This window comes from Streptomyces aurantiacus (assembly GCF_027107535.1).
Classification (GTDB): Bacteria; Actinomycetota; Actinomycetes; order Streptomycetales; family Streptomycetaceae; genus Streptomyces.
The window spans coordinates 4,724,300-4,749,211 of the sequence record NZ_CP114283.1 but is presented as its reverse complement, the minus strand read 5'-3'; the positions used below and the strand labels follow the sequence as shown (position 1 = coordinate 4,749,211).

Here is a 24,912-nt window from a genome sequence, read left to right as displayed (position 1 = left end):
CACGGTCATGAGGAGTACTCACTGTTCTCGTGGACGTACTCGGCGGTGAGGTCATTGGCCCAGATCACGGCGGAGGCGGAGCCGGCTGCGAGGTCGACGGTGATGACGACCTCCCGGCCGCGCATGTCGACCTTGGCCCGGTCCTCCCCGATGGAGCCGTTCCGGCAGACCCGGACGCCGTTGATGGCGACGTCCAGTTGGTCGGGATCGAAGGCGGCCCGTGTCGTGCCGACGGCGGACAGGACACGGCCCCAGTTGGCGTCCTCGCCGTGGACGGCGCACTTGAGAAGGTTGTTCCGGGCGACGGCCCGGCCCACCTCGACCGCGTCCGCCTCACTGCCGGCGTGCACGATCTCGATGCGGATGTCCTTGCTGGAGCCTTCGGCGTCGCCGATGAGCTGGCGGGCGAGGTCCTCGCAGACGCCGCGGACGGCCTCCGCGAACTCGTCGTCGTCCGGGACGACCCCCGCGGCCCCCGAGGCGAGCAGGAACACGCTGTCGTTCGTCGACATGCAGCCGTCGGAGTCGACACGGTCGAAGGTCAGGCGGGTGGCGTCACGCAGGACCGAGTCCAGCCGCGGCGCGTCGATGACGGCGTCGGTGGTGAGGACGACGAGCATCGTGGCCAGCCCGGGGGCCAGCATGCCCGCCCCCTTGGCCATGCCGCCGACGGTCCAGCCGGGTCCGTCGTACAGGCTGGTCTTGTGCACGGTGTCGGTGGTCTTGATCGCGACGGCGGCCTTCTCGCCGCCCTGCGCGGACAGTTCCCGCACCGCCCGCTCGACACCGGGCAGCAGCTTGTCCATGGGCAGGGGCACTCCGATCAGCCCGGTGGAGGCGACCGCCACCTCGTGAGCGGGAACGCCCAGGGCGCGGGAGGCCGTCTCCACCGTGGCGAGGGTGTCCTGGTAGCCCTGCGGGCCGGTGCAGGCGTTGGCGCCACCGGAGTTCAGGACGACCGCGGAGACCTGCCCTGCTTCGAGGACCTGTTGTGACCATCTGACGGGAGCGGCTCTGACCCGGTTGGAGGTGAAGACGGCCGCGGCGTCGCGGCGTGGCCCGTTGTTGACCACGAGGGCCACATCCGGGCTGCCGTCGGCCTTGAGGCCGGCGGCCGTCCCGGCCGCCGTGAATCCCTGTGCTGCTGTGACGCTCACTGCATCTCCTCGTTCGCTTCTCCGTCCGCGCGGTACAAAAGCGCGGCGCTCGTCGTGTGCTGCGGCGGCCAGGCCGTACGTGCGTCGTTCACGGTGAGACCCCGATGGTGGAAAGCCCGGTCGTTTCGGGAAGCCCGAGGGCGATGTTCATGCTCTGGACCGCGCCGCCGGCCGTCCCCTTGGTGAGGTTGTCGATCGCGCTGATCGCGATGAGCCGCTGTGCGCTCTCGTCGAGAGCGACCTGCACCTGGGCGGTGTTGGACCCGTACACCGATGCCGTCGCCGGCCACTGCCCCTCGGGCAGCAGGCGGACGAACGGCTCCTGGGCGTACGCCTTGTCGTACGCGGCGCGTACGTCGTCGGCGGTGACTTTGGCCCTGGCCCGGGCGCTGCAGGTGGCGAGGATGCCGCGGGCCATCGGGGCGAGGGTCGGGGTGAAGGAGACGGTGACGCGCTCCCCCGCCGCCGCGCTGAGATTCTGGATCATCTCGGGTGTGTGCCGGTGGCCGCCGCCGACACCGTAGGGGCTCATCGAGCCCATCACCTCGCTGCCCAGGAGGCTGGTCTTGAGCGTCCTGCCCGCGCCGGAGGTGCCGGAGGCGGCGGTGATCACCGCGTCGGTGTCGGCGAGGCCGGCGGCGTAGGCGGGAAACAGTGCCAGGGACACGGCGGTCGGATAGCAGCCCGGTACGGCGATGCGGGTGGCGCCCTTCAGGGCGGTGCGGTGGCCGGGCAGTTCGGGCAGGCCGTAGGGCCAGGTCCCGGCGTGCGGCGAGCCGTAGAACCGCTCCCAGTCGGCGGCGTCGGCCAGCCGGAAGTCCGCGCCCATGTCCACCACCAGGACGTCCTCGTCCAGTTGCTCGGCGACAGCGGCCGACCGGCCGTGCGGCAGGGCGAGGAAGACGACGTCGTGGCCGCGCAGCACCTCGGTGGTGGTGGGTTCCAGGAGCCGGTCGGCCAGCGGGCTCAGATGCGGCTGGAGCCCGCCGAGTCTCTGGCCGGCGTTGGTGTTGCCGGTGAGCGCGCCGATCTCCACCGCGGGATGTCCCAGCAGCAGGCGCAGCACCTCACCGCCCGCGTATCCGCTCGCTCCTGCCACTGCAGCCCGCACTGTCATGTTCCCCTCCTGGTCGGCGACGGCATGAATCTCCATCAGGCGGGAGCCACCCACAACCCGATAGGTCATGGGCATGACAATTCAATAGAGGGTCTGCGTCCGATTCTCCGGCCACTCCCCCGTGACCTGCGCGTTCGACGACTTGCGCCCGCTACCCCCTGCGGCCGGAACCCGCGATCCCGGCCCGACGGGACATCCCCGAACACCCCCGCTCACCCGGGCGTCCCCCCTCCGAAGAGGGCCTCGATGCGGTCGAACCCCTCCGCCCGAAGACCGGGAGTGGCATCGAGGGCCTGGACGTACTGCGCACGCACGGCCTCCTCGGCGAGCTGGAGGAACGGGGGACGCCGTGCGTTGCGGTCCAGACACAGACGCAGCGGAGTGGTCATGACCAACGCCACCGCGGGGACGTCGTACCGCTCGGCGATCGCGAGCAGCTTGGTGCGCAACGCGACATCGGTGTGGTCGGCGTCCACGACCGTCGTCAGACGACGCGCCAGGCGGCTCTCGACCACGGTGCCCAGCGCGTACACGGCTTCCTCGGTCGCGTCCTGGTCCAGCACGTCCTCGCTGACGAGTTCACGGAAGGTGTCCAGTTCCAGAACACTCTCGGGCGGCCAGGTGGCGGCCGTGGTGCTCTTGCCGCTGCCTGCTGCCCCCAGCAGCACGACGAGGACCGGGGAGGGGAAAACAGTGTCGGGCACAGCGTCTCCTTGCGGATGCGGGACCGCGCGTCCGGGGCGTCGCACGGCAGACCTCCCCCGGTCGCCGGCATCCCCTGTCGCGAACGATGCGGCGACCGGCGCCGCTGCGAGCGGGCGACGGTGCCGGGACGGCATGTCCTGCGGCGAGGTAACAGGATCCGGGCGGGCGCCCGAACCGGCGTCAGCAAGGTTGTACCGCAATGTCCCTGGGAACCGCAGTGGCCAACTCCCGCGGCCGACGCGCCTGGCGAGAACTCGATCCCGCCCCCGCTGTGCCGTCACCGGGCAGACGGTCACCCTCTCCCCGTGGCGCGGCGGCGGCGCCCGGCCCCGCCCGGCCGTGCCCGCGCTCTCCGCCCGCACGAGCCCGGCCCTCCTACGGGCACGGCCGAAGGCGCCCTGACGAGTGGAGCTGTCAGGGCGCCTCGGTGTCCGGCCGTGGTGGACGCGTCAGAAACTCACCGGCAGTCCGCGCAGGTGGCGGCCCTCCCCCGGCAGGTCGAAGTACTCCAGGTCCTCGCGTGCGACGCCCAGCGTCAGGGCCGGATGCCGGATGAGCAGCTGGTCGAGCGCGACCTCGGCCTCCAGGCGGGCCAGCGCCGCGCCTATGCAGTAGTGGGCGCTGTGGCCGAACGCCACGTGCCCCACCCCGCGGCCCAGCTCCCGGGTGATGTCGAGACGCTCGGGTGCCTGGTACTCGTCGGGGTCGAAGTTCGCCGCGAGCAGGGCGCTCGTCACCGCCTCCCCCTTGCGTACCGGCATCCCGGCGAACTCCAGGTCCTGCGTCGCGTACAGCGGGGCGCCCATCGGCACCGGCGAGGTGAACCGCAGCAGCTCCGGTACGGCGCGCTCGAGGAGTTCCGGCCGGTCGCGGAGCAGTGCCAGCTGGTCGGGGTGGTCGAGGAGCGCGAGCACGGCGCTCGCGATGAACAGCGCGGGCGGCGTGATGCCGGTGTTGATCAGGAGAAGGATCAGGGCGACCATCTCCGTCTCGGTCAGGCCGTCGGGGTCGTCCTTCCCGGAGATGATCCAGCCGGAGACGAGGTCGTCGGTGGGCTGGGCCGTGCGCCGGGCGATCAGGTCCTTGGAGTGATCGACCATGTTCCGCAGGGCCGGGATGACGAGTTCGATGTCCCCGGAGGCGTACTCGCGGATCCAGGTACGCATCTGGGGCACGTCCGGTTCGTCGATCCCGATGAGCGCGCAGATGACGGTCGACGCGAGCGGATAGCCGACGTCCTCCAGGAGTTCGGCCTCCTTCTTCTCGGCGAGGGGTGCGACCAGTTCCGCCGTGATCTGTTCCAGGCGCGGGCGCAGCTTGCTGATGCGGCGGGCGGTGAACGACTTGGTGACCAGGTTCCGCAGCCGGCTGTGCTCGGGGCCGTCGACGAGCACCATGATGCCCAGGTAGTCGCGGTACTCCATGGGCAGCCCGTACGCCTCGATCATCTGCTCGGCGATGCTGGGCCCGTCCTGGGCAAGGCCGGGAACCTTGTCCTGGTCCCGGACGAAGCGCGTGTCGCTCAGTACGGCCTTGGCGTCCTCGTAGCGGGTGATGAGCCAGACCGGCGTCTCGATGTCGGGGAGGGTCACGCGGACGAGCGGGGCCTGGCGCCGCAGTTGGGTGTAGCCGCGCACGGGATCACTGACGAGTTCCGAGGTCAGAGCGAAGGTCTCGGTCTCCTGCGACGTGATGGTCATGGTGCTCTCCTTCGGACGCGGGCCGCGTCGTACTGGTCGTTCGGGGCGGGTGGGGCCTTCGTGCCGGGAGGACGTGTGCGGACCGGCCGGGTTCAGCGCGCGAAGCGGCCAAGGCGGCTTCGGTCGGATCCATGAGCGTCAGCGTGCTGGGGAGGGGGCTGGCCCACAAGTGCCGTCAGTCGCACTCCGTTTGCGGGCGTACGGCTCTGATCAGGCACAACCGTGTTCGACGGGGTGTGCGGGGTCCGGATTTTGCACAGTTGAACAGGCCCGGTGCCCGGACATGCCAGTGCGTGTCCGCACCGGGGTGGTGGTGCGGACACGCACGCGTGGGGTCGCATGAGGGTGGTGTCCCCCCCACGTCTGCCGTCTCGTCAGAAACGCAGTTCCTGGGTGCAGCACTTCACACTGCCGCCGCCTTTGAGCAGCTCGGAGAGGTCCGTGCCGTGCGTCCGGAAACCGCGCTCCCGCAGTTGTCCGGCAAGTTTCTGGGCCGCCTCGGGAAGCATGACGTTCAGGCCGTCGCTGACGGCGTTGAGGCCGAGGACGTCCGCGTCCTCCTGGTCGACGAGCAGGGCGTCGGGGAAGAGCCGGGCCAGTAGGGCGCGGCTGCCGGCGCTGAAGGCCTGCGGGTAGTACATGACCTCGTCACCGTCGAGGACGCACAGCGCGGTGTCGAGATGGTAGAAGCGGGGGTCGACCAGTTCAAGGCTGATCACGGGGCGGCCGAAGAACTCCTGGGCCTCCTGGTGTCCTTCAGGGGTGCACCTGAAGCCGCGTCCGGCGAGGATCCAGCTGTCGGTGACGGCGAAGTCTCCCTCGCCCTCGTTGACATACAGGGGGTCGTGGATCTCGGTGAAGCCGTTCGCGCGGAACCAGGCCCGGTGGGCAGGGGCCTCGGCGGCCCGTTCGGTGTGGAGGAACTTGGCGCCGAGCACCTTGCCGTCCACGACGGTTGCGCCGTTCGCCGAGAAGACCATGTCGGGCAGTCCCGGCACCGGGTTGACGAGGTCCACCCGGTGGCCCAGGGACTTGTAGAGGTAGTAGAGCGACTCCCACTGCAGGAGAGCCAGACCGGCGTCCACCGGCTTGTCCGGATTCATCCAGGGGTTGATGGCGTAGCTGACCTCGAAGTGGTCGGGCCGGCACATCAGGTAGTGGCGTCGGGTGGCCTTGCGAGCGTGCACCGATACGGAAGTCATGTCATCTCCGGGGTGGGGTGATCAAGTACTGGCGTAGGGGTGCACACGTGCTGTGGGCACACTCCGGGGTGGGAGGGGCGCCGGGCCGGGCCCGTCCGGACGTCACTGGCCGGTACGGGTCCGTGCTCGGCGTCTCCCTTCCTCAGCTGCGGTCAGACGCGGACGGTGTCGCGGTCCATGGCGTCACGCAGGCTCTTGGGCCGCATGTCGGTCCAGTGCTGGTCTATGTATCCCAGGCACTGCGGGCGGCCTTCCTCTCCGTACGCGACTTTCCAGCCGGCGGGGACCTCGGTGAACGTGGGCCAGAGCGAGTACTGCTCCTCATCGTTCACCAGGACGTAGAACCGGCCTTCGGCGTCGTCGAACGGGTTGGTGCTCATGGGCAACTCCAAATTCTTCGGAATCTCTGCGGCATGTGTTCACACCGCGCTGTACTGCCGGGTCCTCCTCCTCTCGGCGATCGAGTCGGCGATCTCGCCGCTCCTGATGGCGATGTTCGACAGCAGGGAGGAGGCCAGGCCGTGGGTGTGCTCGGTGCCGCCCTGGAGGTAGACACCGCAGGACACGTCCCCGGTGGTGGCCAGCCGGTAGTCCCGCTCGACGCGGAGCCGGCCCTCCTCGTCGCGCACGCAGTGGGCTTCCAGGTCGCCCAGCAGCTCGCTGGGTTCCATGGAGTCGTAGCCGGTGGCGCAGATCAGCACGTCCACGTCCACCTGGAAGGTCCCGTTGTTGCGGACCGAGTGCATCGTGAGACGGACGTCGTCGTCGGTCTGCTTCACGCTGTCGACACGGGAGAGGTTGAGGAACTCGAGGCGGGGGGTGCCGCGCACTTCGTCGTCGTAGGCGCGCTGGTGGAGGTCCCTGATCACCTCGGCGTCCACCACCCCGTAGTTGGTGTTCTTGTGGTAGCGCCAGAAGGAGTCCTTCGAGCGCTGGCTGCCGTGGTAGTAGTCGTCCACTGCCTCGGCGTCGAAGATGCGGTTGGCGAAGGGGGTGTCGTCGGCGATCGAGTAGCCGTAGGACGGCATGATCGCGGAGACCGTCGCGTCCGGGAGCGCGTCGTAGACGAACCGGGCTATCTCGGCGGCGCTCTGGCCGGCCCCGACGACGGCGACCCTCTTGACCGAGGCCTGGTCCAGCTTTCGGAATTTCTCAAGGAATTCCGAGCTGTGCCATATTCGTTCGTCCCGGGTGATTCCCGTGGGCATCTTGGGGACGAGCCCCGTGGAGACGACGATGTTGCGGGCTTTGACCAGGCGGGTTCCGCCCTGGGGCTTGTTGTCCCGTATCTCGACCTCCACATGGTCGACGGGCCTGTCCCCGTCGGCCGGGGGAAGCCTGACGGACAGGACCTCGGAGCTGTAGGTGACGCGGTCCGAGAAGCTCGACTCGGCCCACTCCAGGTAGTCGTGGAATTCCTCCCGGGTGGGGAAGAACTCCTGGTTGTTGACGAACTGGGCCAGCCTGCCGGCGGCGTGCAGGTACGAGATGAAGCTGAACCGGGAAGCCGGGTTCCGGAAGGTCGACAGGTCTTTGAGGAAGGAGATCTGCATCCTCGCCGACGGAAGCAGCATGTTGCGGTGCCAGCCGAGGGCCGGCTGCCGCTCGAAGAATGCCGCCGATATCGGCTCGCCGGACTCGTTGCTCTCGTGCTCCTCAAGGGCTACGGCCAGTGAGAGGTTGGACGGACCGAAGCCGATACCGACGACCTCGTGAACTTCATCCAGGTTTCCCATTTCAATTCTCCCGCCGGTGGTGGTTTTGGAAAGCTACTGCGCGAAATGCGGACCGGTCAACATTCTTTTCGAGAATTCTTGAGCGGTCTTTTCGAGCGGTCTTTTTTCGACGTGCGTGAATTGTCGAGCGGTATTCCAGCGCGATGGAACGGCAGGTGACGGGCGCGGCCGATTCGGCGCGCGGCTCGCCCCTCAGACCGCGAGCGGGCAGCCGGGTGCCGGAAGCCCGGCCATCAGGCGGGCCGCCTCCTGGTGCCTGCTGGAGTCGGTGTGCGCGAAGGACTCACGGACGCGTTCGCGGACGTGGGGGTCCTGTTCCTGGCTGAGTTTGAACATGCCCTCCGCGCCGCTCACGTCGATCCGGAAACCGCCCACGGCCGGCAGGATCTTGCGGAAGTAGTCCTGGGAATCGGACATGTCCCAGGCGTTGCCGAAGTCGGTCTCGAAGGCACGCACCGTGGACCTGACCACCTCCAGCGTCTCCTCGCCGGCCTGTTCGTGCTCGATCTTGTTGAGCACGCCGTGCACATGCACGGCAGTGAAGTTCCACGTCGGTGCGGCCGGGACCGTCTGATACACCGTCGGTGAGACGTAGGCGTGCGGGCCGGTGAAGGTGAGCAGCACCCGGGCGCCGTCCTCCAGGGCCTTCCAGTGCGGATTCGCCCGGTTCATATGGCCGAGCAGACGGGCCCCGGAGAGGTCTGAGGACCACTCCTCGGTCATCGTGGGGTCCTGGATGACCGGGAGGTGCGTGGCGTAGGGGCCCACGTCCTGGGGGCCGTTGGAGACCATCAGCGCCAGCGGATTGCCTCGCAGGAGGTCCACCATCCACGCGGCGGACGGCTGGCGGTAGGGAGAAGGAACAAACATCGGGAAGCACATCCTTCGATGCGGGGTCGGTCGTGACGCCGGCGCCGGGCGCCTTTCAGGACGCGTCGAGCTCGCGGGCGATGGCCGCGGTGACGGCGGGCGCGTGCTCCGGCGTGCAGATCTCGTGGTGGGTGCTGGGGATGTCGTGCACTCGCAGCGTTCCGGTGATGTGCGACTTCCACTGGTCCATGTACGGCGCTTCGGGATTCAGCGTCGCGTTGAAGAACAGGGCGTCGCCCTCATAAACGGGCTGTTCGAACCGCTTCAGCATGTCGACGTTGTTGACCACGACGGCGGAGGCGATGTCGAGCAGTCGCTTCTCGTCCGAGTCGGCGAGGTCGCCGATGTGGTCTCCCAGCAGGCCGCGTACCTGCGCCAGTTCGAGGTCCTCGTTGCCGGCGAAGTGCCCGCTGGGTGCGGAGTCCAGCAGTCCGAGCAGTGCGATGTCGTGGCCTCGGTGCTGCAGTTCCGCGGCTATCGCGTGGGCGACGATGCCGCCGAAGGACCAGCCGACCAGATGGTAGGGGCCTTCCTTCTGATAAGAGAATATCTGCTCGATATACTCGCCGACCAGAGTTTCCAGGCAATCGGGGAGCGCAGTTCTGCCGTCCAGTCCGCGCGCCTGAATTCCGTAGGAAGGCCGGTCCGCGGGCAGCATTCCGGCGAAATTCAGATACGGCCAGGCCAGCCCGCCCGCCAGGTGAATCCACCACAGCGGCTCCTTGTCCCCGCCGGCCTTGATGGGGAGCACCCGCGCGAAGGGGTCGGCGTTTTCCGGTGCGTCGTCGGCCGCCTGCACGCACAGGGCGAGTTCGGCGACGGTGGGGGCCTGGAACACCGCCCGCATGGGCAGCGCGGTGTCCAGCCGGGCACGGATGCGGTTGTTGAGCCGGGTCGCCAGGAGTGAATGCCCGCCCAGGGTGAAGAAGTTGTCGTCGATGCCGACCCGCTCCAGGCCCAGGATGTCGGCGAACAGCTCCGCCAGGGCCTCTTCGGTCCCTGTGCGGGGCGCCCGGTACTCCTGCCCGGCGAACTCCGGTGCGGGCAGGGCGGCCCGGTCGAGCTTCCCGTTGGGAGTCAGCGGAAGCCGGTCGAGGACCATGAAGGCGGCGGGGACCATGAAGGCCGGCAGCTTCTCGGTGGCGAAAGCGCGCAGTTCGTCGGTGTCGAGGGCATCGGGGCCGGCGGCCACGACATAGCCCACGAGCTGCTTGCCGGTTCCGCGGCCCTCCAGGGCGATGACGGCTGCCTGGGCGATGCCCGGATGGGCGACGAGAGCCGCCTCGACCTCGCCGGGTTCGATGCGGAACCCCCGGATCTTGACCTGGGCGTCGCCGCGGCCCACGTACTCCAGCTGGCCGTTGTCGTTCCAGCGGGCCAGGTCGCCCGTGCGGTACATCCGTTCGCCCGCGGATCCGTAGGGGCCGGCGACGAACCGCTCGGCGGTCAGGTCGGCCCGGCCGCGGTAGCCGCGCCCGACGTCACCGGCGATGTACAGCTCGCCGACCACGCCGACCTGGACCGGTGCGAGACCGGGGCCCAGGACGTAGGCACGTACGTGCCCCAGGGGCGAACCGATCGGGGCGCTGCCCGAGCCGTCCCACTCCTCGCCGTCAGGGACGGTGAAGGTGGTGGCGTAGAAGGATTCGCTCTGCCCGTAGGCGTTGATCATCTTCACGCCGGGGAAGGCCTGACGGATCTGGTTGACCAGCCCGGCCGGCAGTGCCTCGCCGGCGAACACCAGGGTGTCGACGTGCGTCCGGTCGGCGAGCTGGTCGACCAGTTCGGCGAAGACCGAGGGGACGGTGCTGATGACGTTGCCGTCCCACCGGTCGCGCTCGCTCAGGGCGAGGACGTCCCGGACGATCTCGACGATGCCGCCGGTGCACAGGGTGGTGAAGATCTCGAAGGCGGAGACGTCGAAGTTGACCGAGGTGCCGGCCAGCATGCGCCGGCCCGGCGCGGCCCCGATGCGGGTGGCCAGGCGCAGGACGCCGTTGACGACGTTGCTGTGGGTGATGGCGACGCCCTTGGGGGCGCCGGTGGAGCCGGAGGTGTACATCACGTACGCGAGATGCTGCGGGCGCAGGTCCACGGCTCGTGTCCCCTCCCCTGTTCCCGGTCCCGGATCCGTGGTGATGTCCAGGTCGTCCAGGCGCAGCAGCGGCAGGTCCGTGTCGGGCAGTACGGGCACGGTGCCGGTGTCGGTGAGGATCAGCTGGGGGGCCGCCTCGGTGAGGATGTACTCCAGCCGGTGGCTGGGGTACTTGGGGTCGATGGGCAGGTAGGCGCCGCCGGCCTTGAGGACCGCGAGGAGGCCGGCCACCAGGTCGGTCGAGCGGGGCAGCGCCACCGCCACCACCGTTTCGGGTCCCACTCCCCGGGCGGTGAGCAGGCGGGCGAGCCGCTCGGCCCGGGCGTCGAGTTCCCGGTAGGTGAGTGAGTCGCCGTCGCAGACCACTGCCTCGGCGTCCGGTGTGGCCGCCACCTGCTGGGCGAACAGCTCGGGGAGGGTGACCTGCGGGGTCGGTGTGTCGACGTGGTTGAACTGGTGGAGCAGCCGGTCGCGCTCGGCGGCTTCCAGGACCTCGACCTGTCCGATGTGCCGGGTGGGGTCGTCGGCCAGTTGACGCAGGATGCGCTGCAGGCTGCCCGCCAGGGACTCCACCGTGGCGCGGTCGAAGACGCTTTCCTTGTACTGGAGCTGGAGCCGCAGGTAGGGGTCGGCGTCGGCCATCAGCGTCAGCGGGTAGTGGGTGCCGGAGAAGGGGCGGATGCCGGTGAAGGAGATGCCGCCCGCCGAGTTGGCGTCGCTGAGGCCTTCCTGGTCCACGGGGTAGGACTCGAAGACGACGAGGGTGTCGAACAGGGTGCTCAGGCCCGTGGTCCGGTGGATCTCCGCCAGGCCGTAGTGGTGGTGGTCCAGGAGCGCCGCCTGCCGCTTCTGCAGGCTCTGCAGCATCTGGGCAAGGGTGTCTCCGGGGCTGTACCGGGCACGCACGGGCAGCGTGTTGATGAACAGTCCGACCATGGAGTCGACGTCGGTGACCGTCGGCGGCCGTCCTGAGACGGTCGCGCCGAAGAGCACGTCCTGACGGCCGGTCAGTTCGCCGACGAGGACCGCCCAGGCCCCCTGGAGCAGGGTGTTGACGGTGATACCGAGCTCGGAGGCGCGGCGGTTGAGCCGGCGGGCCTCGTCCATGGCCAGGACCACGTCGACCTGTCCGGCGGCCGAGTCGTCCACGTCGTCGCCCCGCCGGGTGGTGACGGGGGCCACGAGCGTGGGCTCGTCCACGCCGTCGAGTTCAGCGGCCCAGGCCCGGGCGGTCTCGTCGTGGTCCTGCTGGGACAGCCAGACGAGGAAGTCCCGGTAGCCGCGGGTCCTGGGCAGGACCGAGCCGTCGCCGGCCGATCCGTACAGGCGCAGCAGGTCGGTCATGACGATCGGGAAGGACCAGCCGTCGAACAGGGCGTGGTGTGCGGTGAGAACGAGTTCGGACTTCTCCGGGCCCATGGTGAGCAGTGCGAAGCGCAGCAGCGGGGGCCGGAGGGGGTCGAAGTGCTGGTGGTGGTCCTCGGCGAGGAACCTTTCGAAGGCCGCTGTGCGCTCGTCCTCGGGCAGGTGGCTGAGGTCGATCTCCTGCCAGGGCACGTCGATGCCGTCGACGACGACCTGTACCTGGTTGCCGTCACTGTCGTCGACGAAGGCGGTCCGCAGGTTGGCGTAGCGGTCGAGCATGGCCTGGGCGGCCGCCCGCATGCGGGCGGAGTCGATGGGTCCGCCGATGTGGAAGGCGATCTGCATCTGGTAGGCGTCGATGGCGTCGTCGTCGTTGAGCCGGGACTGGAAGAGCAGTCCGGACTGCAGCGCGGTCAGGGGCCAGGCGTCGGCCAGGCCGGGGTAGTTGCTCTCCCAGATTTCGATGTCCTGCTGGGTGACCTTCACCAGGGGCAGGTCGGAGGGGGTGAGTCCGCCGGCGGCCGCGTCGGCGGTGTGCCGGGTGAGGGCGTGCAGCGCCTGGCACCACAGATCGGCCAGTTCCTGGACCTCGGCGCGGCTGAGGAGGCCGGTGGGGAATCCGATGACCGCGTCGAGTTGTGCGCCCAGGTCGGTGTCGATGACCGCGGAATTGATCTCGACGCTCGACATGGCGGGCATGTCGGCGTCCAGGTCTGCGGCCAGGTCCAGGTCGGTGACCTGGGTGAAGCCGAGGCCGCGGAGGTTCTCGGGCATGTCCGCGGAGGAGAAACGGCCCAGGTAGTTGAAGCCGATCTGCCCGGTGGAATGCTGGGCCAGTTCCGCCCCGGTCTCCTCGTTGAGGTAGCGCAGCAGACCGAAACCGAGGCCCTTGTCGGGCACGGCCAGCAACTGCTCCTTGACCGCCTTGATCACACCGCCCGCGGCCGGACCGCCCGCGAACGCCTCGTCGAGATCGAACCCGGCCGTCTCCAGGCGCACCGGGAACATGCTGGTGAACCAGCCCACCGTGCTCGAGAGGTCCGCACCCGGCACCACCTCCTGCTCACGGCCGTGTCCCTCCAGCTTGATCAGCGTGGAGGACTCCTCGATCCCCCGTCCACGGCGCCACTTCGCCACCGCCAGAGCCAACGCCGCCAGCAGCCCGTCGTTGACCCCGCCGTGGAACGCCGCCGGAACACGCGTCAGCAACGCCTCCGTCACCGCGACGGGCAGCCGGACGGTGAACTGCTCCTGGGTGGAGAGCAGGTCGACGCTCGGGTCGAGGGGCCGGCTGCCCAGGAGGGGATCGGAACCCTCCAGGACGGAGCGCCACAGTTCCATCTCTGCGGTCCGTGCCGGGCTGCGGGCCTCGTCGAGCAGGGCATGTGTCCAACGCCGTACGGAGGTGCCGGTCGCCGGAAGCTGCGGGGTGCGTCCGTCGCGGACCTGCTGCCAGGCCTCGGCGAGATCGGGCAGCAGGATGCGCCAGGAGACACCGTCCACCACCAGGTGGTGCAGCACGATCAGCAGCCGGCCCGGAACCGCCCCATCCGTGGGATCGAACCAGACGAACTGCGCCACCACACCCGCGGCCGTGTCCAGACGCCCCGTCGCGGCATTCAGCTCGGCATCGGCCAGCTGCTGCCAGTCCTCGTCCCACACACCGTCACACACGACCCGGTGGATCAGCGCGGAAGCGTCGGCCGACCCCTTGGGCGCGATCTCGATGGCACCCCCGTCCTCCAGCGAGAGCCGGGAGCGCAGGATGTCGTGACGGTCCAGGACCGCGTCCAGCGTCGCCGCCAGAGCACCACCCTCGATCCCCAGCGGCAGGTCGAGGGCGAGGGACATGGAGAAGCGGTCGTAGCCGCCGCCCAGTTCCGTCATGTACTTGACGATCGGCAGCAGGGGGACGTCGCCGACGCCGCCGCCCTCGAGTTCCGCCAGGACCACCGTGGTTCCGGTACTGCGGGCCACCAGGGCCAGTTCGGCCACGGTGCGCTGCTCGAAGATCTGCCGCGGACTGACCTCGACGCCCTGGGCGCGGGCCCGGGTGACGACCTGGATGGAGCGGATGGAGTCGCCGCCGACGGCGAAGAAGTCGTCGTCGACACCGACCCGGTCCAGACCCAGGACATCGGCGTAGACATCGGCGAGGACCTTCTCCTGCGGCGTGCGCGGCGCCCGGTAGGCGCCGCCGGTGAACTCCGGCTCGGGCAGGGCCTTGTGGTCGAGCTTGCCGTTGGGCATCAGCGGCAGACGGTCCAGGACGACGAACGCGGAGGGGACCATGAACTCGGGCAGACGCTGGCCGAGGAAGGCACGCAGGTCGCGGGACGACACCCCGGCAGTGAGGTCGTAGTCCGTCTCGCCGACGCTCTGCGCGCTCTCCGGCAGGTCGGCGCCGGCCGGTACGACGTACCCCACCAGCTGCTTGGCGCCGGACGTGCCGGTGGCCTCACGGACGACCACCGCCGCCTGGGCCACACCGGGATGGGCGACCATCGCGGACTCGACCTCGCCGGGCTCGATGCGGAAGCCGCGGACCTTGACCTGGGTGTCGGCACGGCCGACGTACTCCAGCTCACCCTGGCTGTTCCAGCGGGCCAGGTCCCCGGTGCGGTACATCCGCGACCCGGGCTCGCCGTAGGGGTCGGCGACGAACCGCTCGGCCGTCAGGTCCGGCCGGCCGAGATACCCGCGGCCGACGTTCCCGCCGACGTACAGCTCGCCCACCACCCCGACCGGGGCCGGCTGGAGGGCCGGTCCCAGGACGTAGGTACGCATGTTGCCCAGCGGCCGGCCGATCGGCGCGCTGCCGTTCCCTTCCCACTCGGCCTCTTCGTGCACGGCGAAGACGGTGGCGTAGTAGGACTCGGTCTGCCCGTAGGCGTTGATGATCCGGATGTCCGGCCGTGCCTCGCGCAGACGGGCGACGAGGGCGGCGGGCAGGGCTTCGCCGGCGAAGACCACCGTGTCCATGTCGGTGCGGCCGGTGATGGTGTCGAGGAGTTCGGCGAAGGCGGACGGCACGGTCGAGACGATGTGCCCGGGCCAGCTGTCGCGTTCACCCAGGACCAGGACGTCACGGACGACCTCGATCGTCCCGCCGTGGCAGAGGTTGGTGAAGATCTCGAAGACCGACACATCGAAGTTGACCGACGTACCGGCCAGTGCCGTACGCCCCGGACCTGCGTCGATCAGTCCGGCCAGCTGCGTGACGCCGTTGACGACGTTGCGGTGGGTGACCGCGACGCCCTTGGGGGTGCCGCTGGATCCCGAGGTGTACATGACGTACGCCAGCTGGTCCGGCCGCAGGGGCGCGGTGCGGTCCCGGCCTGTCAGGTCCTCGCATCCCTGCGCTCCGCCGACGGCCGAGTCGAGGTCGATGTCGTCGATGAACAGGGACGGGACGTCCGTGTCCGGCAGCACGGAGAGGGTGGCGGTGTCGGTCAGCACCATCTGCGGTGCGGCCTCGGAGAGGATGTGGGCCAGGCGGTGGCTGGGGTACTTCGGGTCGATCGGCAGATACGCCGCCCCCGACTTGAGCACCGCCAGCATGCCCACCACCAGATCCGCGGACCGCGGCAGCGACAGCGCCACCACCGACTCGGGACCCGCCCCCCGCTCCACCAGCACTCGCGCCAGACGATTCGCCCGAGCATTCACCTGCCCGTACGTCAGCTCCGTGTCCTCGAACACCACCGCCACCGCGTCCGGACTCTGCGCGACCTGACGCTCGAACAGCCCGGGAAGGGTGTACGCCGGTATCGGCAGGGAGGTCTGGTTGTGCCCGTTCAGGACCAGCTCACGCTCAGCGGCGTCGAGGGCGTCGGCCAGACCGACCGGGGCGCCCGGGTTCGCGACCAGCTGGCCCAGCACCCTGAGGAACCGGACGGCGAGGTCTTCGGCCGTGGAGTGGTCGAAGAGGTCGGTGGCGTACTCGATGAGGCCCTGGGCCTCGCGCCCGGCGGGTGTGGTGACCTCGGTGAGATTGAAGAAGAGGTCGAACTTCGCGGTGCCGGTGATCACGGGGACGAAGTCCACGCGCAGGCCGGGCAGGTCGAAGTCGGCCTGGGCGAAGTTCTGCCAGGCGAACATCACCTGGAACAGCGGGTGGTAGGCGGTGGAGCGGTCGGGGTTGAGGAGTTCCACCAGCCGCTCGAAGGGGGCGTCCTGGTTGCCGTACGCACCCAGCGCCTTCTCCTTGACCTGCGCGACCAGCTCGTCGAACGTCGGGTTGCCGGCGAGTTCGGCCCGCAGCACCCAGGTGTTGACGAAGAACCCGATCAGATCGTCCAGGGCGTCGTCGGTGCGGCCGGCGATCGGGGCGCCGATCGGGATGTCGTCCCCGGTGCCCATCTGGTGCAGCAGGACGGCGAGCACCGACTGCATCACCATCGAGACCGTCACATCGCGGTCACGGGCCAGCTCCTCGACCCCGCTGAACAGGCCGGGCTCCACGGTGAACTCCGTCATGCCGCCACGGTGACTGGCCTTCGGCGGCCGCGGCCGGTCAGCGGGAAGCTGAAGCGGCTGCGGGATGCCGGCCAGCTCGTCCCGCCAGTAGGCGCACTGCTGGGCGAGCACACTTGCCGGGTCCGAGTCCTCGCCCAGCAGCTCACGCTGCCAGACCGCGTAGTCGACGTACTGGACGGGCAGGGGCGCGAAGTGCGGCTCGCGTCCGTCGCGGCGGGCTCCGTAGGCGGCGGAGACCTCACGGATCAGCGGGGCCATCGACTCGCCGTCGCCGGCGATGTGATGGATCACCAGCGACAGGATGTGCTCCTGCTCACCGGTGCGCAGGATGCGGGCCCGCACCGGAATCTCCCGGTCCAGCGCGAACGTGTATTCGGCGGTCTCGGCGAGCGCGGCTTCCAGCCGGTCGGCGGCCACCTCGACCACCGGGACGTCGAGCAGCGCCGCGGCCGGGGGAACGATCCGCTGGAAGGGGATGCCTTCGGCATCCTCGACGAACACGGTGCGCAGGCTCTCGTGCCGGGCCACCACGTCACCGAGGGCCGCTGCCAGGGCGGCGGCGTCCAGTTCGCCGGTGAGCTTCAGGTTGAGGGGGATGTTGTAGGTCGCCGAGGGGCCTTCGAACTTGTCGATGAACCACAGGCGGCGCTGCGCGAACGACAGCGGGATCAGCTCGGGCCGGGAGGAGAGCCTGGTGAGCGCCGGGCGGACCGCCACGCCCGCAGAGAGGTGGGTGGTGAGTTCGGCGACCGTCGGCGCGGAGAAGACCGTCTTGATCGGGAGTTCCGCGCCCAGGACGGTGCGGACCCGGCTGATCAGGCGGGTGGCGAGCAGTGAGTGTCCGCCCAGGGTGAAGAAGTTGTCGTCGATCCCGACCCGCTCGACGCCGAGGACCTCGGCGAACAGCGCGGCCAAGGACTGCTCGGCCGCCGTGCGCGGGGCCCGGTAGGCGCCGGCGGTGAACTCCGGCTCGGGCAGCGCGGCCCGGTCGAGCTTCCCGTTGGGCATCAGCGGGAGGCGGTCGAGGATCATGAAGACGGCCGGGACCATGAAGTCCGGGAGCCGGGCGGCCACTTCCTCGCGCAGCTCTTCGGCGCTGACGCCGCCGGCCTCGGTGGGTACGACGTAGGCGACGAGCCGCTTGCCCGCGTCGTTGCCGGCCGCGGCCCGGGCGAGGACCACCGCCTGCTTGACGCCGGGGTGCGCGGCGGTGGCGGCCTCGACCTCACCGGGCTCCACACGGAAGCCGCGGACCTTGACCTGGGTGTCGTCGCGGCCGACGTACTCCAGCTCGCCCTGGCTGTTCCAGCGGGCCAGGTCGCCGGTGCGGTACATCCGCGATCCGGGCTCGCCGTAGGGGTCGGCGACGAACCGCTCGGCCGTCAGGTCCGGCCGGCCGCGGTAGCCGCGGCCGACGTTCCCGCCGATGTAGAGCTCTCCCGTGACGCCTGCGGGGACCGGCTGCAGTCCGGGGCTCAGGACGTAGGCGCGCATGTTGCCCAGAGGTGCGCCGATCGGTACGGCGCCCAGCGACCGGGGGGTTCCGGAGGGGGTGAAGGTGGTGGCGTAGAACGACTCGGTCTGTCCGTAGGCGTTGATGATGCGGACGCCGGGGAAGGCCTGGCGGGCGCGGTTGACCAGGTCGGCGGGAAGGGCTTCACCGGCGAAGACCAGGACGTCCACCTGTGTGTGGCCGGCGATCTGGTCGAGGAGTTCGGCGAAGGCCGAGGGCACGGTGGAGATGACGTTGCCGTGCCAGCCCGCGCGCTCGCCCAGGACCAGGATGTCCCGGACCACTTCGACACTTCCGCCGGTGCACAGGGTGGTGAAGATCTCGAAGGCGGAGACGTCGAAGTTGACGGAGGTCCCGGCGAGCGCCCTGCGGCCCGGCCCGGCGTCGATCTCCCGGGCGAGCTGGGTGACGCCGTTGACGACGTTGTGGTGGGTGATGGCGACGCCCTTGGGGGCGCCGGTGGAGCCGGAGGTGTACATCACGTACGCCAGGTGCTGCGGCTGCAGGGTGGTGGAGCGCTCGGCGTCCGAGAGGTCCCCGATGCCGGCGGGAGCGTCATGGTCGGCGTTGTCGAGGTCGACGTCGTCGAGGTGCAGCACCGGGGTGTCGCCGGCGGGCAGCACGCTGACGGTGTCGTGGTCGGTGAGGATCAGCTGCGGAGCGGCCTCGGTGAGGATGTACTCCAGCCGGTGGCTGGGGTATTTGGGGTCGATGGGCAGGTAGGCGCCGCCGGCCTTGAGAACGGCCAGGAGTCCGATGACGAGTTCCGCGGAGCGGGGCAGTGACAGGGCCACCACTGTCTCGGGGCCCACGCCCAGGGCGGTCAGTTCCCGTGCCAGCCTGTTCGCCCGTGCGTTCACCTGGGCGTACGTCAGCTCCGTGTCCTCGAAGACCACGGCCACCGCGTCCGGGCTCTGGGCGGCCTGAGCCTCGAAGAGGGCGGGGACGGTGAGCGGGGAGGCCGGCGTGCGGGTGTCGTTGAACTGCTCCAGCAGGCGTACGCGCTCGGCGGGCTCCAGGATGTCGATGCGGCCCACGGGAAGCGACGGATCGGCGATCAGCTGGCGCAGGACCCGTACGAATCGCGCGGCCATGATGTCGACGCTCTCGCGGTCCAGGACGTGCTCCTGGTACTGGAGCTGGAGCCGCAGGTGCGGGTCGGCGTCCGCCATGACGGTCAGCGGGTAGTGGGTGCCGGTGGAGGGGCGGATGCCGGTGAAGGCGATGCCGGCCGCGGAGTTGGCGTCGCTGAGCCCGTCCCGGTCGACCGGGTAGGACTCGAAGACGACCAGGGTGTCGAACAGGGTTGTGAGACCGGTGGCCTGGTGGATCTCGGTGAGGCCGTAGTGGTGGTGGTCGAGGAGGGCTGCCTGCCGGTTCTGCAGACCGCGCAGTACGTCGGCGAGGGTGTCGGCCGGGGCGTACTGGACGCGGACCGGGAGGGTGTTGATGAACATGCCGACGATGGAGTCGACGTCGGTGACCGCGGGCGGCCGGCCGGAGACGGTGGCCCCGAACACGACGTCCTGCCGGCCGGTCAGCCGGCCGAGCAGCACCGCCCAGGTTCCCTGGACGAGGGTGTTGACGGTCACGCCGAGCTCGGAGGCGCGCCGGTTCAGTTCCCGGACCTCGTCGAGCGGCAGCGCGAGCTCGACGTGCCCGATCCCGGAGCTGCCTTCCTGCTCGGTGCCGCCGGGCACGAGCAGGGTCGGCTCCTCGACCCCCGCGAACTCGTGTGCCCAGGCGCGGGCCGTCTCCTCGTGGTCCTGTCGCGAGAGGTGGACCAGGAAGTCCTTGAAGCCGCGGACCCGGGGCAGGACGGAGGCGTCGCCGGCCGATCCGTACAGGCGCAGGATGTCCTGCATGAGGATCGGCAGGGACCAGCCGTCGAACAGGACGTGGTTGGCGGTCAGGACGAGTTCGGAGCTGTCCGTTTCCGTCCTGACCAGGGTGAGCCGCAGCATCGGCGGAGCGGCTGGATCGAAGCTGCGGCCGTGGTCCTCGGCCAGGAACGCGTCGAGGGCTTCCTTGCGGGCCTGCTCGTCGAGGTGGCGCAGGTCGATCTCGGCCCACGGCACCTGGACGCCGTCGACGACGACCTGTACCTGGTTGCCGTCACTGTCGTCGACGAAGGCGGTCCGCAGGTTGGCGTGCCGGTCGAGCATGGCCTGGCCGGCGGTCCGCATGCGGGCGGGGTCGACCTTGCCCTCGATGTGGAACGCCATCTGCATCTGATAGGCGTCCCACGAGTCGTCGTTCAGCATGGTGTGGAACAGGAGCCCGGACTGCAGCGGGGTCAGCGGCCAGACGTCCGAGACGCCGGGGTAGTGGTGCTCCCAGGTCTCGATGTCCTGCTGGGTGACCTTGACCAGGGGCAGGTCGGAGGGGGTGAGTCCGCCGACGGCGGGATCTGCGGTGTGCCGCACGAGCGCGTCCAGGGCGGCGAACCACAGCTCGATCAGTTCCTGGACGTCCTGGGGGGTGAACAGTCCGGTGGGGAATCCGGCCGAGACGTCGAACTGGGCGCCGAGGTCGGTGTCGATGACCATGGAGTTGAGTTCCAGGGCGGACATCGCCGGCATGTCGGCGTCCAGGGGCGCGGCCATCTCGCAGATCTGGGTGAAGCCGAGGCCGCGGAGGTTTTCGGGCATGTCCGCGGAGGAGAAGCGGCCCAGGTAGTTGAAGCCGATCTGCCCGGTGGAATGCTGGGCCAGTTCCGCCCCGGTCTCCTCGTTGAGGTAGCGCAGCAGACCGAAGCCGAGGCCCTTGTCGGGCACGGCCAGCAACTGCTCCTTGACCGCCTTGATCACACCGCCCGCGGCCGGACCGCCCGCGAACGCCTCGTCGAGATCGAACCCGGCCGTCTCCAGGCGCACCGGGAACATGCTGGTGAACCAGCCCACCGTGCTCGAGAGGTCCGCACCCGGCACCACCTCCTGCTCACGGCCGTGGCCTTCCAGCTTGATCAGCGTGGAGGACTCCTCGATGCCCCGCCCACGGCGCCATTTCGCCACCGCCAGAGCCAGCGCCGCCAGCAGCCCGTCGTTGACCCCGCCGTGGAACGCCGCCGGAACCCGCGTCAGCAACGCCTCCGTCACCGCGACGGGCAGGCGCATCTGCAGGTGTTCGAGAGCGGAGCGGGTGTCGACGGCCGGGTCGAGGGGCCGGCTGCCCAGGAGGGGGTCGGGCCCTTCCAGGACGGAGCGCCACAGTTCCATTTCTGCGGTCCGTGCGGGGCTGCGGGCCTCGTCGAGCAGGGCGTGTGTCCAGCGGCGTACGGAGGTGCCGGTCGCGGGAAGCTGCGGGGTGCGTCCGTCGCGGACCTGCTGCCAGGCCTCGGCGAGATCGGGCAGCAGGATGCGCCAGGAGACACCGTCCACCACCAGGTGGTGCAGCACGATCAGCAGCCGGCCCGGGACCGCCCCGTCGGTGGGGTCGAACCAGACGAACTGGGCCACCACACCGGCGGCCGTGTCCAGACGGCCCGTCGCGGCGTCCAGTTCGGCGTCGGCCTGCTGCTGCCAGTCCTCGTCCCACACACCGTCACACGCGATCCGGTGGATCAGCGCGGCGGCGTCGGCCGAGCCCTTGGGTGCGATCTCGATGGCACCCCCGTCCTCCAGGGAGAGCCGGGAGCGCAGGATGTCGTGACGGTCCAGGACCGCGTCCAGCGTCGCCGCCAGAGCACCCTCATCGATCCCCAGGGGCAGTTCGGCCAGCATCGACATGGAGAAGCGGTCGTAGCCGCCGCCGAGTTCGCGCATGTACGCGGCGATGGGCAGGAGCGGGACGGAGCCGGTGCCGCCGCCCTCGAACTCCTCGAGGACGGGGCCCTTTCCTGCGTCGCTCGAGGCGACCTCGGCCAGTGCGGAGACGGTCCGGCACTCGAAGATCTGCCGGGGGGTGACCTCCAGGCCCTGGGCGCGGGCCCGGGAGACGACCTGGATGGAGCGGATGGAGTCGCCGCCGACGGCGAAGAAGTCGTCGTCGACACCGACCCGGTCCAGGCCCAGGACCTCGGCGTAGATGCCGGCCAGGGTCTTCTCCGGTGCGGTGGTGGGTGCGCGGTAGGTGCCGCCGGTGAACTCCGGCTCGGGCAGGGCCTTGTGGTCGAGCTTGCCGTTGGGCATCAGCGGCAGTCGGTCGAGGACGACGAACGCGGAGGGGACCATGAAGTCGGGCAGGTGCTGCGAGGCGTGGGCGCGCAGTTCGGCCGCCTCGATGCCGGAGCGGAAGTCGTGGCTGTCGTTGTCGCTGGTGAAGGCGGGAACGACATAGCCGACCAGCTGCTTGGCGCCGGAGCTGCCCGCGCTCTCCCGGGCGATCACCGCGGCCTGGCCGACGGCCGGATGGGCGGTCAGGGCCGCCTCGACCTCGCCGGGTTCGATGCGGAAGCCGCGGACCTTGACCTGGGTGTCGGCGCGGCCGACGTACTCCAGTTCGCCCTGGCTGTTCCAGCGGGCCAGGTCGCCGGTGCGGTACATCCGTGACCCGGGCGGGCCGAAGAAGTCGGGGTGGAAGCGTTCGGCGGTCAGGTCCGGGCGGCCCCGGTAGCCGCGGGCCACGTCTCCGGCTATGTAGAGCTCTCCCGCGACGCCGGGTACGACGGGGCGCAGGCCGGGGCTGAGCACGTAGGCGCGCATGTTGCCCAGCGGCCGCCCGATGGGGACGTTGCCGGTGCCTTCCCAGGCGTGGTCGGCGGCGATGGTGAACGTGGTGGCGTAGAAGGATTCGGTCTGGCCGTAGGCGTTGACGACGCGGACCCCGGGGAAGGCCTCGCGCACTCGGGTGACGAGGGCGGCGGGCAGGGCTTCGCCGGCGAAGACCAGGGTGTCGATGGTGGTGCGGCCGGTGATGGTGTCGAGGAGTTCGGCGAAGGCGGAGGGGACGGTGGAGACGATGTGCCCGTGCCAGCTGTCGCGTTCGCCGAGGACCAGGACGTCACGGACGATCTCGATCGTCCCGCCGTGGCAGAGGTTGGTGAAGATCTCGAAGACCGACACGTCGAAGTTGACCGACGTTCCGGCGAGCGCGGTGCGTCCCGGGCCTGCGTCGATGCGCTTCGCCAGGTGGGTGATGCCGTTGACGACGTTGCGGTGGGTGATGGCGACGCCCTTGGGGGTGCCACTGGATCCCGAGGTGTACATGACGTACGCCAGCCGGCCGGGGTGCGGCGAACTGTCGACGCCGGTGTGGTCGTCGTCGTTGTCCAGGTCGATGCCGTCCAGACGGACCCGGGGGGTGTCGGTGTCGGGGAGCACGGACTCGGTTGCGGTGTCCGTGAGGATGAGCTGCGGTGCGGCCTCGGAGAGGATGTGGGCCAGGCGGTGGCTGGGGTACTTCGGGTCGATCGGCAGATACGCCGCCCCCGACTTGAGCACCGCCAGCATGCCCACCACCAGATCCGCCGACCGCGGCAGCGACAGCGCCACCACCGACTCCGGACCCGCCCCCCGCTCCACCAGCACCCGCGCCAGACGATTCGCCCGAGCATTCACCTGGGCGTACGTCAGCTCCGTGTCCTCGAACACCACCGCCACCGCGTCCGGGCTCTGGGCGACCTGACGCTCGAACAGCCCGTCGATCGTGGCGTCGGGCACGTCGGTGGTGGTGGCGTTGGCCTCCGTGAGGATCCGGCGCTCGGCCGGCTCCAGAAGGTCGAGGTGCCTGACCGGCGCCAAGGGATCGGCCACCAGGGCGCGCAGGACACCTACGAAGCGGGCTCCGATGGAGTCGGCCGTCTCCTGGTCGAAGAGATCGGTGGCGTATTCGATGGTGCCGCGCGCTCCGTCGTTCTCGTCGGGTGCGACGTTGAACTCCAGGTCGAACTTGGAGGTCTTGGTGCCCAGTTGTTCGAAGTCGAGCCGGGTCGTCAGTCCCGGCAGGTCGACCTCGGCGCGGGTGATGTTCTGCCAGGCGAAGAAGACCTGGAAGAGCGGGTTGTAGGCGGTGGAGCGCTCCGGGCTGAGCTCGTCGACGAGCATCTCGAAGGGGGCGTCCTGGTTGTCGTACGCGCCGAGTGCCTTGTCCTTCACCTGCTCCAGGACGTCGCCGAAGGTGGGGTTGCCGGGCAGCTGGACCCGCAGCACCCAGGTGTTGACGAAGAACCCGATCAGGTCGTTGAGGTCCTCGTCCACCCGGCCGGCGATCGGGGCGCCGATCGGGATGTCGTCGCCGCCGCCGAGGTGGTGCAGCAGCACGGCGAGCACCGACTGCAGGACCATCGAGACGCTCAGACCGCGCTCCTGGGCCAGCCGTTCCACGGCGGCCTGGAGCTCGGGCTCGATGCGGAACTCCGCGTGGCCGCCCTCACGGCTGGCCACCGGGGGGCGGGGCCGGTCCAGGGGCAGGCTCAGCGGCTGGTCCATGCCGGCCAGCTGCTCACGCCAGTGGGCGAGCTGTCCGTACAGGATGGACTCGGGGTCCTTCTCGTCGCCGAGCAGGTCGCGCTGCCACAGCGTGTAGTCGGAGTACTGGACCTGCAGTTCGTCCCAGCCGGGCGTGTGGCCGGCGCGGCGGGCGGTGTAGGCGGTCGACAGGTCGCGCAGCAGCGGGACCGCCGACTCCCCGTCCGCCGCGATGTGGTGGAACAGCAGGACCAGTACGTGTGCGTCGGGGGCGTGCCGCAGGAGGCAGGCCCGGATGGGGATCTCCGCGTACAGGTCGAACGCGTAGGAGATCGCTTCCTCGATGGTGTGGTCCACCTCGTCCGGTGACACCGGCACGACCGGTACTTCGAGGACCACCTCGTCGAGGGGCAGGATCCGCTGGTAGGGGACTCCTGCCTCCTCGAAGAGGACGGTTCGCAGGACCTCGTGCCGGGCGATCACGTCGCGGATCGCCGCTGTGAGTGCGTTGGTGTCCAGGTCGCCGGTGAGGTGCAGGGCCAGGGGCACGTTGTAGGTCGCCGAGGCCCCCTCGAAGCGGTCGAGGAACCACAGGCGGCGCTGTGCATAGGACAAGGGGATCACTT

General features: G+C 69.8%; 9 protein-coding genes. All 9 read right to left on the bottom strand.

All coding sequences use genetic code 11. The annotated features are described in order from the left end of the window. Positions 1–5: 5 nt before the first annotated feature. Positions 6–1,157, bottom strand: coding sequence for a bifunctional glutamate N-acetyltransferase/amino-acid acetyltransferase ArgJ (gene argJ, locus O1Q96_RS22910; RefSeq protein WP_269249990.1), 1,152 nt, complete (start codon positions 1,155–1,157; stop codon positions 6–8). An 88-nt stretch (positions 1,158–1,245) separates the two neighbouring features. After that, entirely contained in the window at positions 1,246–2,274 is a 1,029-nt protein-coding gene (gene argC, locus O1Q96_RS22905; protein WP_269253691.1) for an N-acetyl-gamma-glutamyl-phosphate reductase, read from the bottom strand. Positions 2,275–2,486: 212 nt separating this feature from the next. Next, positions 2,487–2,978, bottom strand: coding sequence for an ATP-binding protein (locus O1Q96_RS22900; RefSeq protein ID WP_269249989.1), 492 nt, complete (start codon positions 2,976–2,978; stop codon positions 2,487–2,489). A 450-nt stretch (positions 2,979–3,428) separates the two neighbouring features. Then, positions 3,429–4,679, bottom strand: coding sequence for a cytochrome P450 family protein (locus tag O1Q96_RS22895; protein ID WP_269249988.1), 1,251 nt, complete (start codon positions 4,677–4,679; stop codon positions 3,429–3,431). Between the two features lie 374 nt (positions 4,680–5,053). Next, the gene (gene ddaH, locus O1Q96_RS22890; RefSeq protein WP_269249987.1) at positions 5,054–5,881 is read right to left on the bottom strand and encodes a dimethylargininase; all 828 of its coding nucleotides are present in this window, start codon (positions 5,879–5,881) and stop codon (positions 5,054–5,056) included. 152 nt (positions 5,882–6,033) lie between these two features. Beyond that, positions 6,034–6,261 carry an MbtH family protein gene (locus O1Q96_RS22885; protein WP_217454655.1) on the bottom strand — a complete coding sequence of 76 codons (228 nt, stop codon included), beginning with the start codon at positions 6,259–6,261 and terminating at the stop codon, positions 6,034–6,036. 39 nt (positions 6,262–6,300) lie between these two features. Next, positions 6,301–7,617 carry a lysine N(6)-hydroxylase/L-ornithine N(5)-oxygenase family protein gene (locus tag O1Q96_RS22880; RefSeq protein WP_269249986.1) on the bottom strand — a complete coding sequence of 439 codons (1,317 nt, stop codon included), beginning with the start codon at positions 7,615–7,617 and terminating at the stop codon, positions 6,301–6,303. Positions 7,618–7,809: 192 nt separating this feature from the next. Further along, complete coding sequence (locus O1Q96_RS22875) at positions 7,810–8,487, bottom strand: FMN-binding negative transcriptional regulator (RefSeq protein WP_269249985.1); 678 nt, start codon at positions 8,485–8,487, stop codon at positions 7,810–7,812. A 55-nt stretch (positions 8,488–8,542) separates the two neighbouring features. Then, positions 8,543–24,901 (bottom strand): amino acid adenylation domain-containing protein, encoded by a 16,359-nt coding sequence (locus O1Q96_RS22870; RefSeq protein ID WP_269249984.1) that lies wholly within the window; start codon positions 24,899–24,901, stop codon positions 8,543–8,545. Positions 24,902–24,912: the final 11 nt, after the last annotated feature.

Excerpts from the sequence above, each read along its gene's own strand:
- O1Q96_RS22875 (WP_269249985.1), bottom strand. The coding sequence starts at position 8,487 with ATGTTTGTTCCTTCTCCCTACCGCCAGCCGTCCGCCGCGTGGATGGTG.
- O1Q96_RS22895 (WP_269249988.1), bottom strand. The coding sequence starts at position 4,679 with ATGACCATCACGTCGCAGGAGACCGAGACCTTCGCTCTGACCTCGGAA.
- O1Q96_RS22885 (WP_217454655.1), bottom strand. The coding sequence starts at position 6,261 with ATGAGCACCAACCCGTTCGACGACGCCGAAGGCCGGTTCTACGTCCTG.
- argC (WP_269253691.1), bottom strand. The coding sequence starts at position 2,274 with ATGACAGTGCGGGCTGCAGTGGCAGGAGCGAGCGGATACGCGGGCGGT.
- ddaH (WP_269249987.1), bottom strand. The coding sequence starts at position 5,881 with ATGACTTCCGTATCGGTGCACGCTCGCAAGGCCACCCGACGCCACTAC.
- O1Q96_RS22880 (WP_269249986.1), bottom strand. The coding sequence starts at position 7,617 with ATGGGAAACCTGGATGAAGTTCACGAGGTCGTCGGTATCGGCTTCGGT.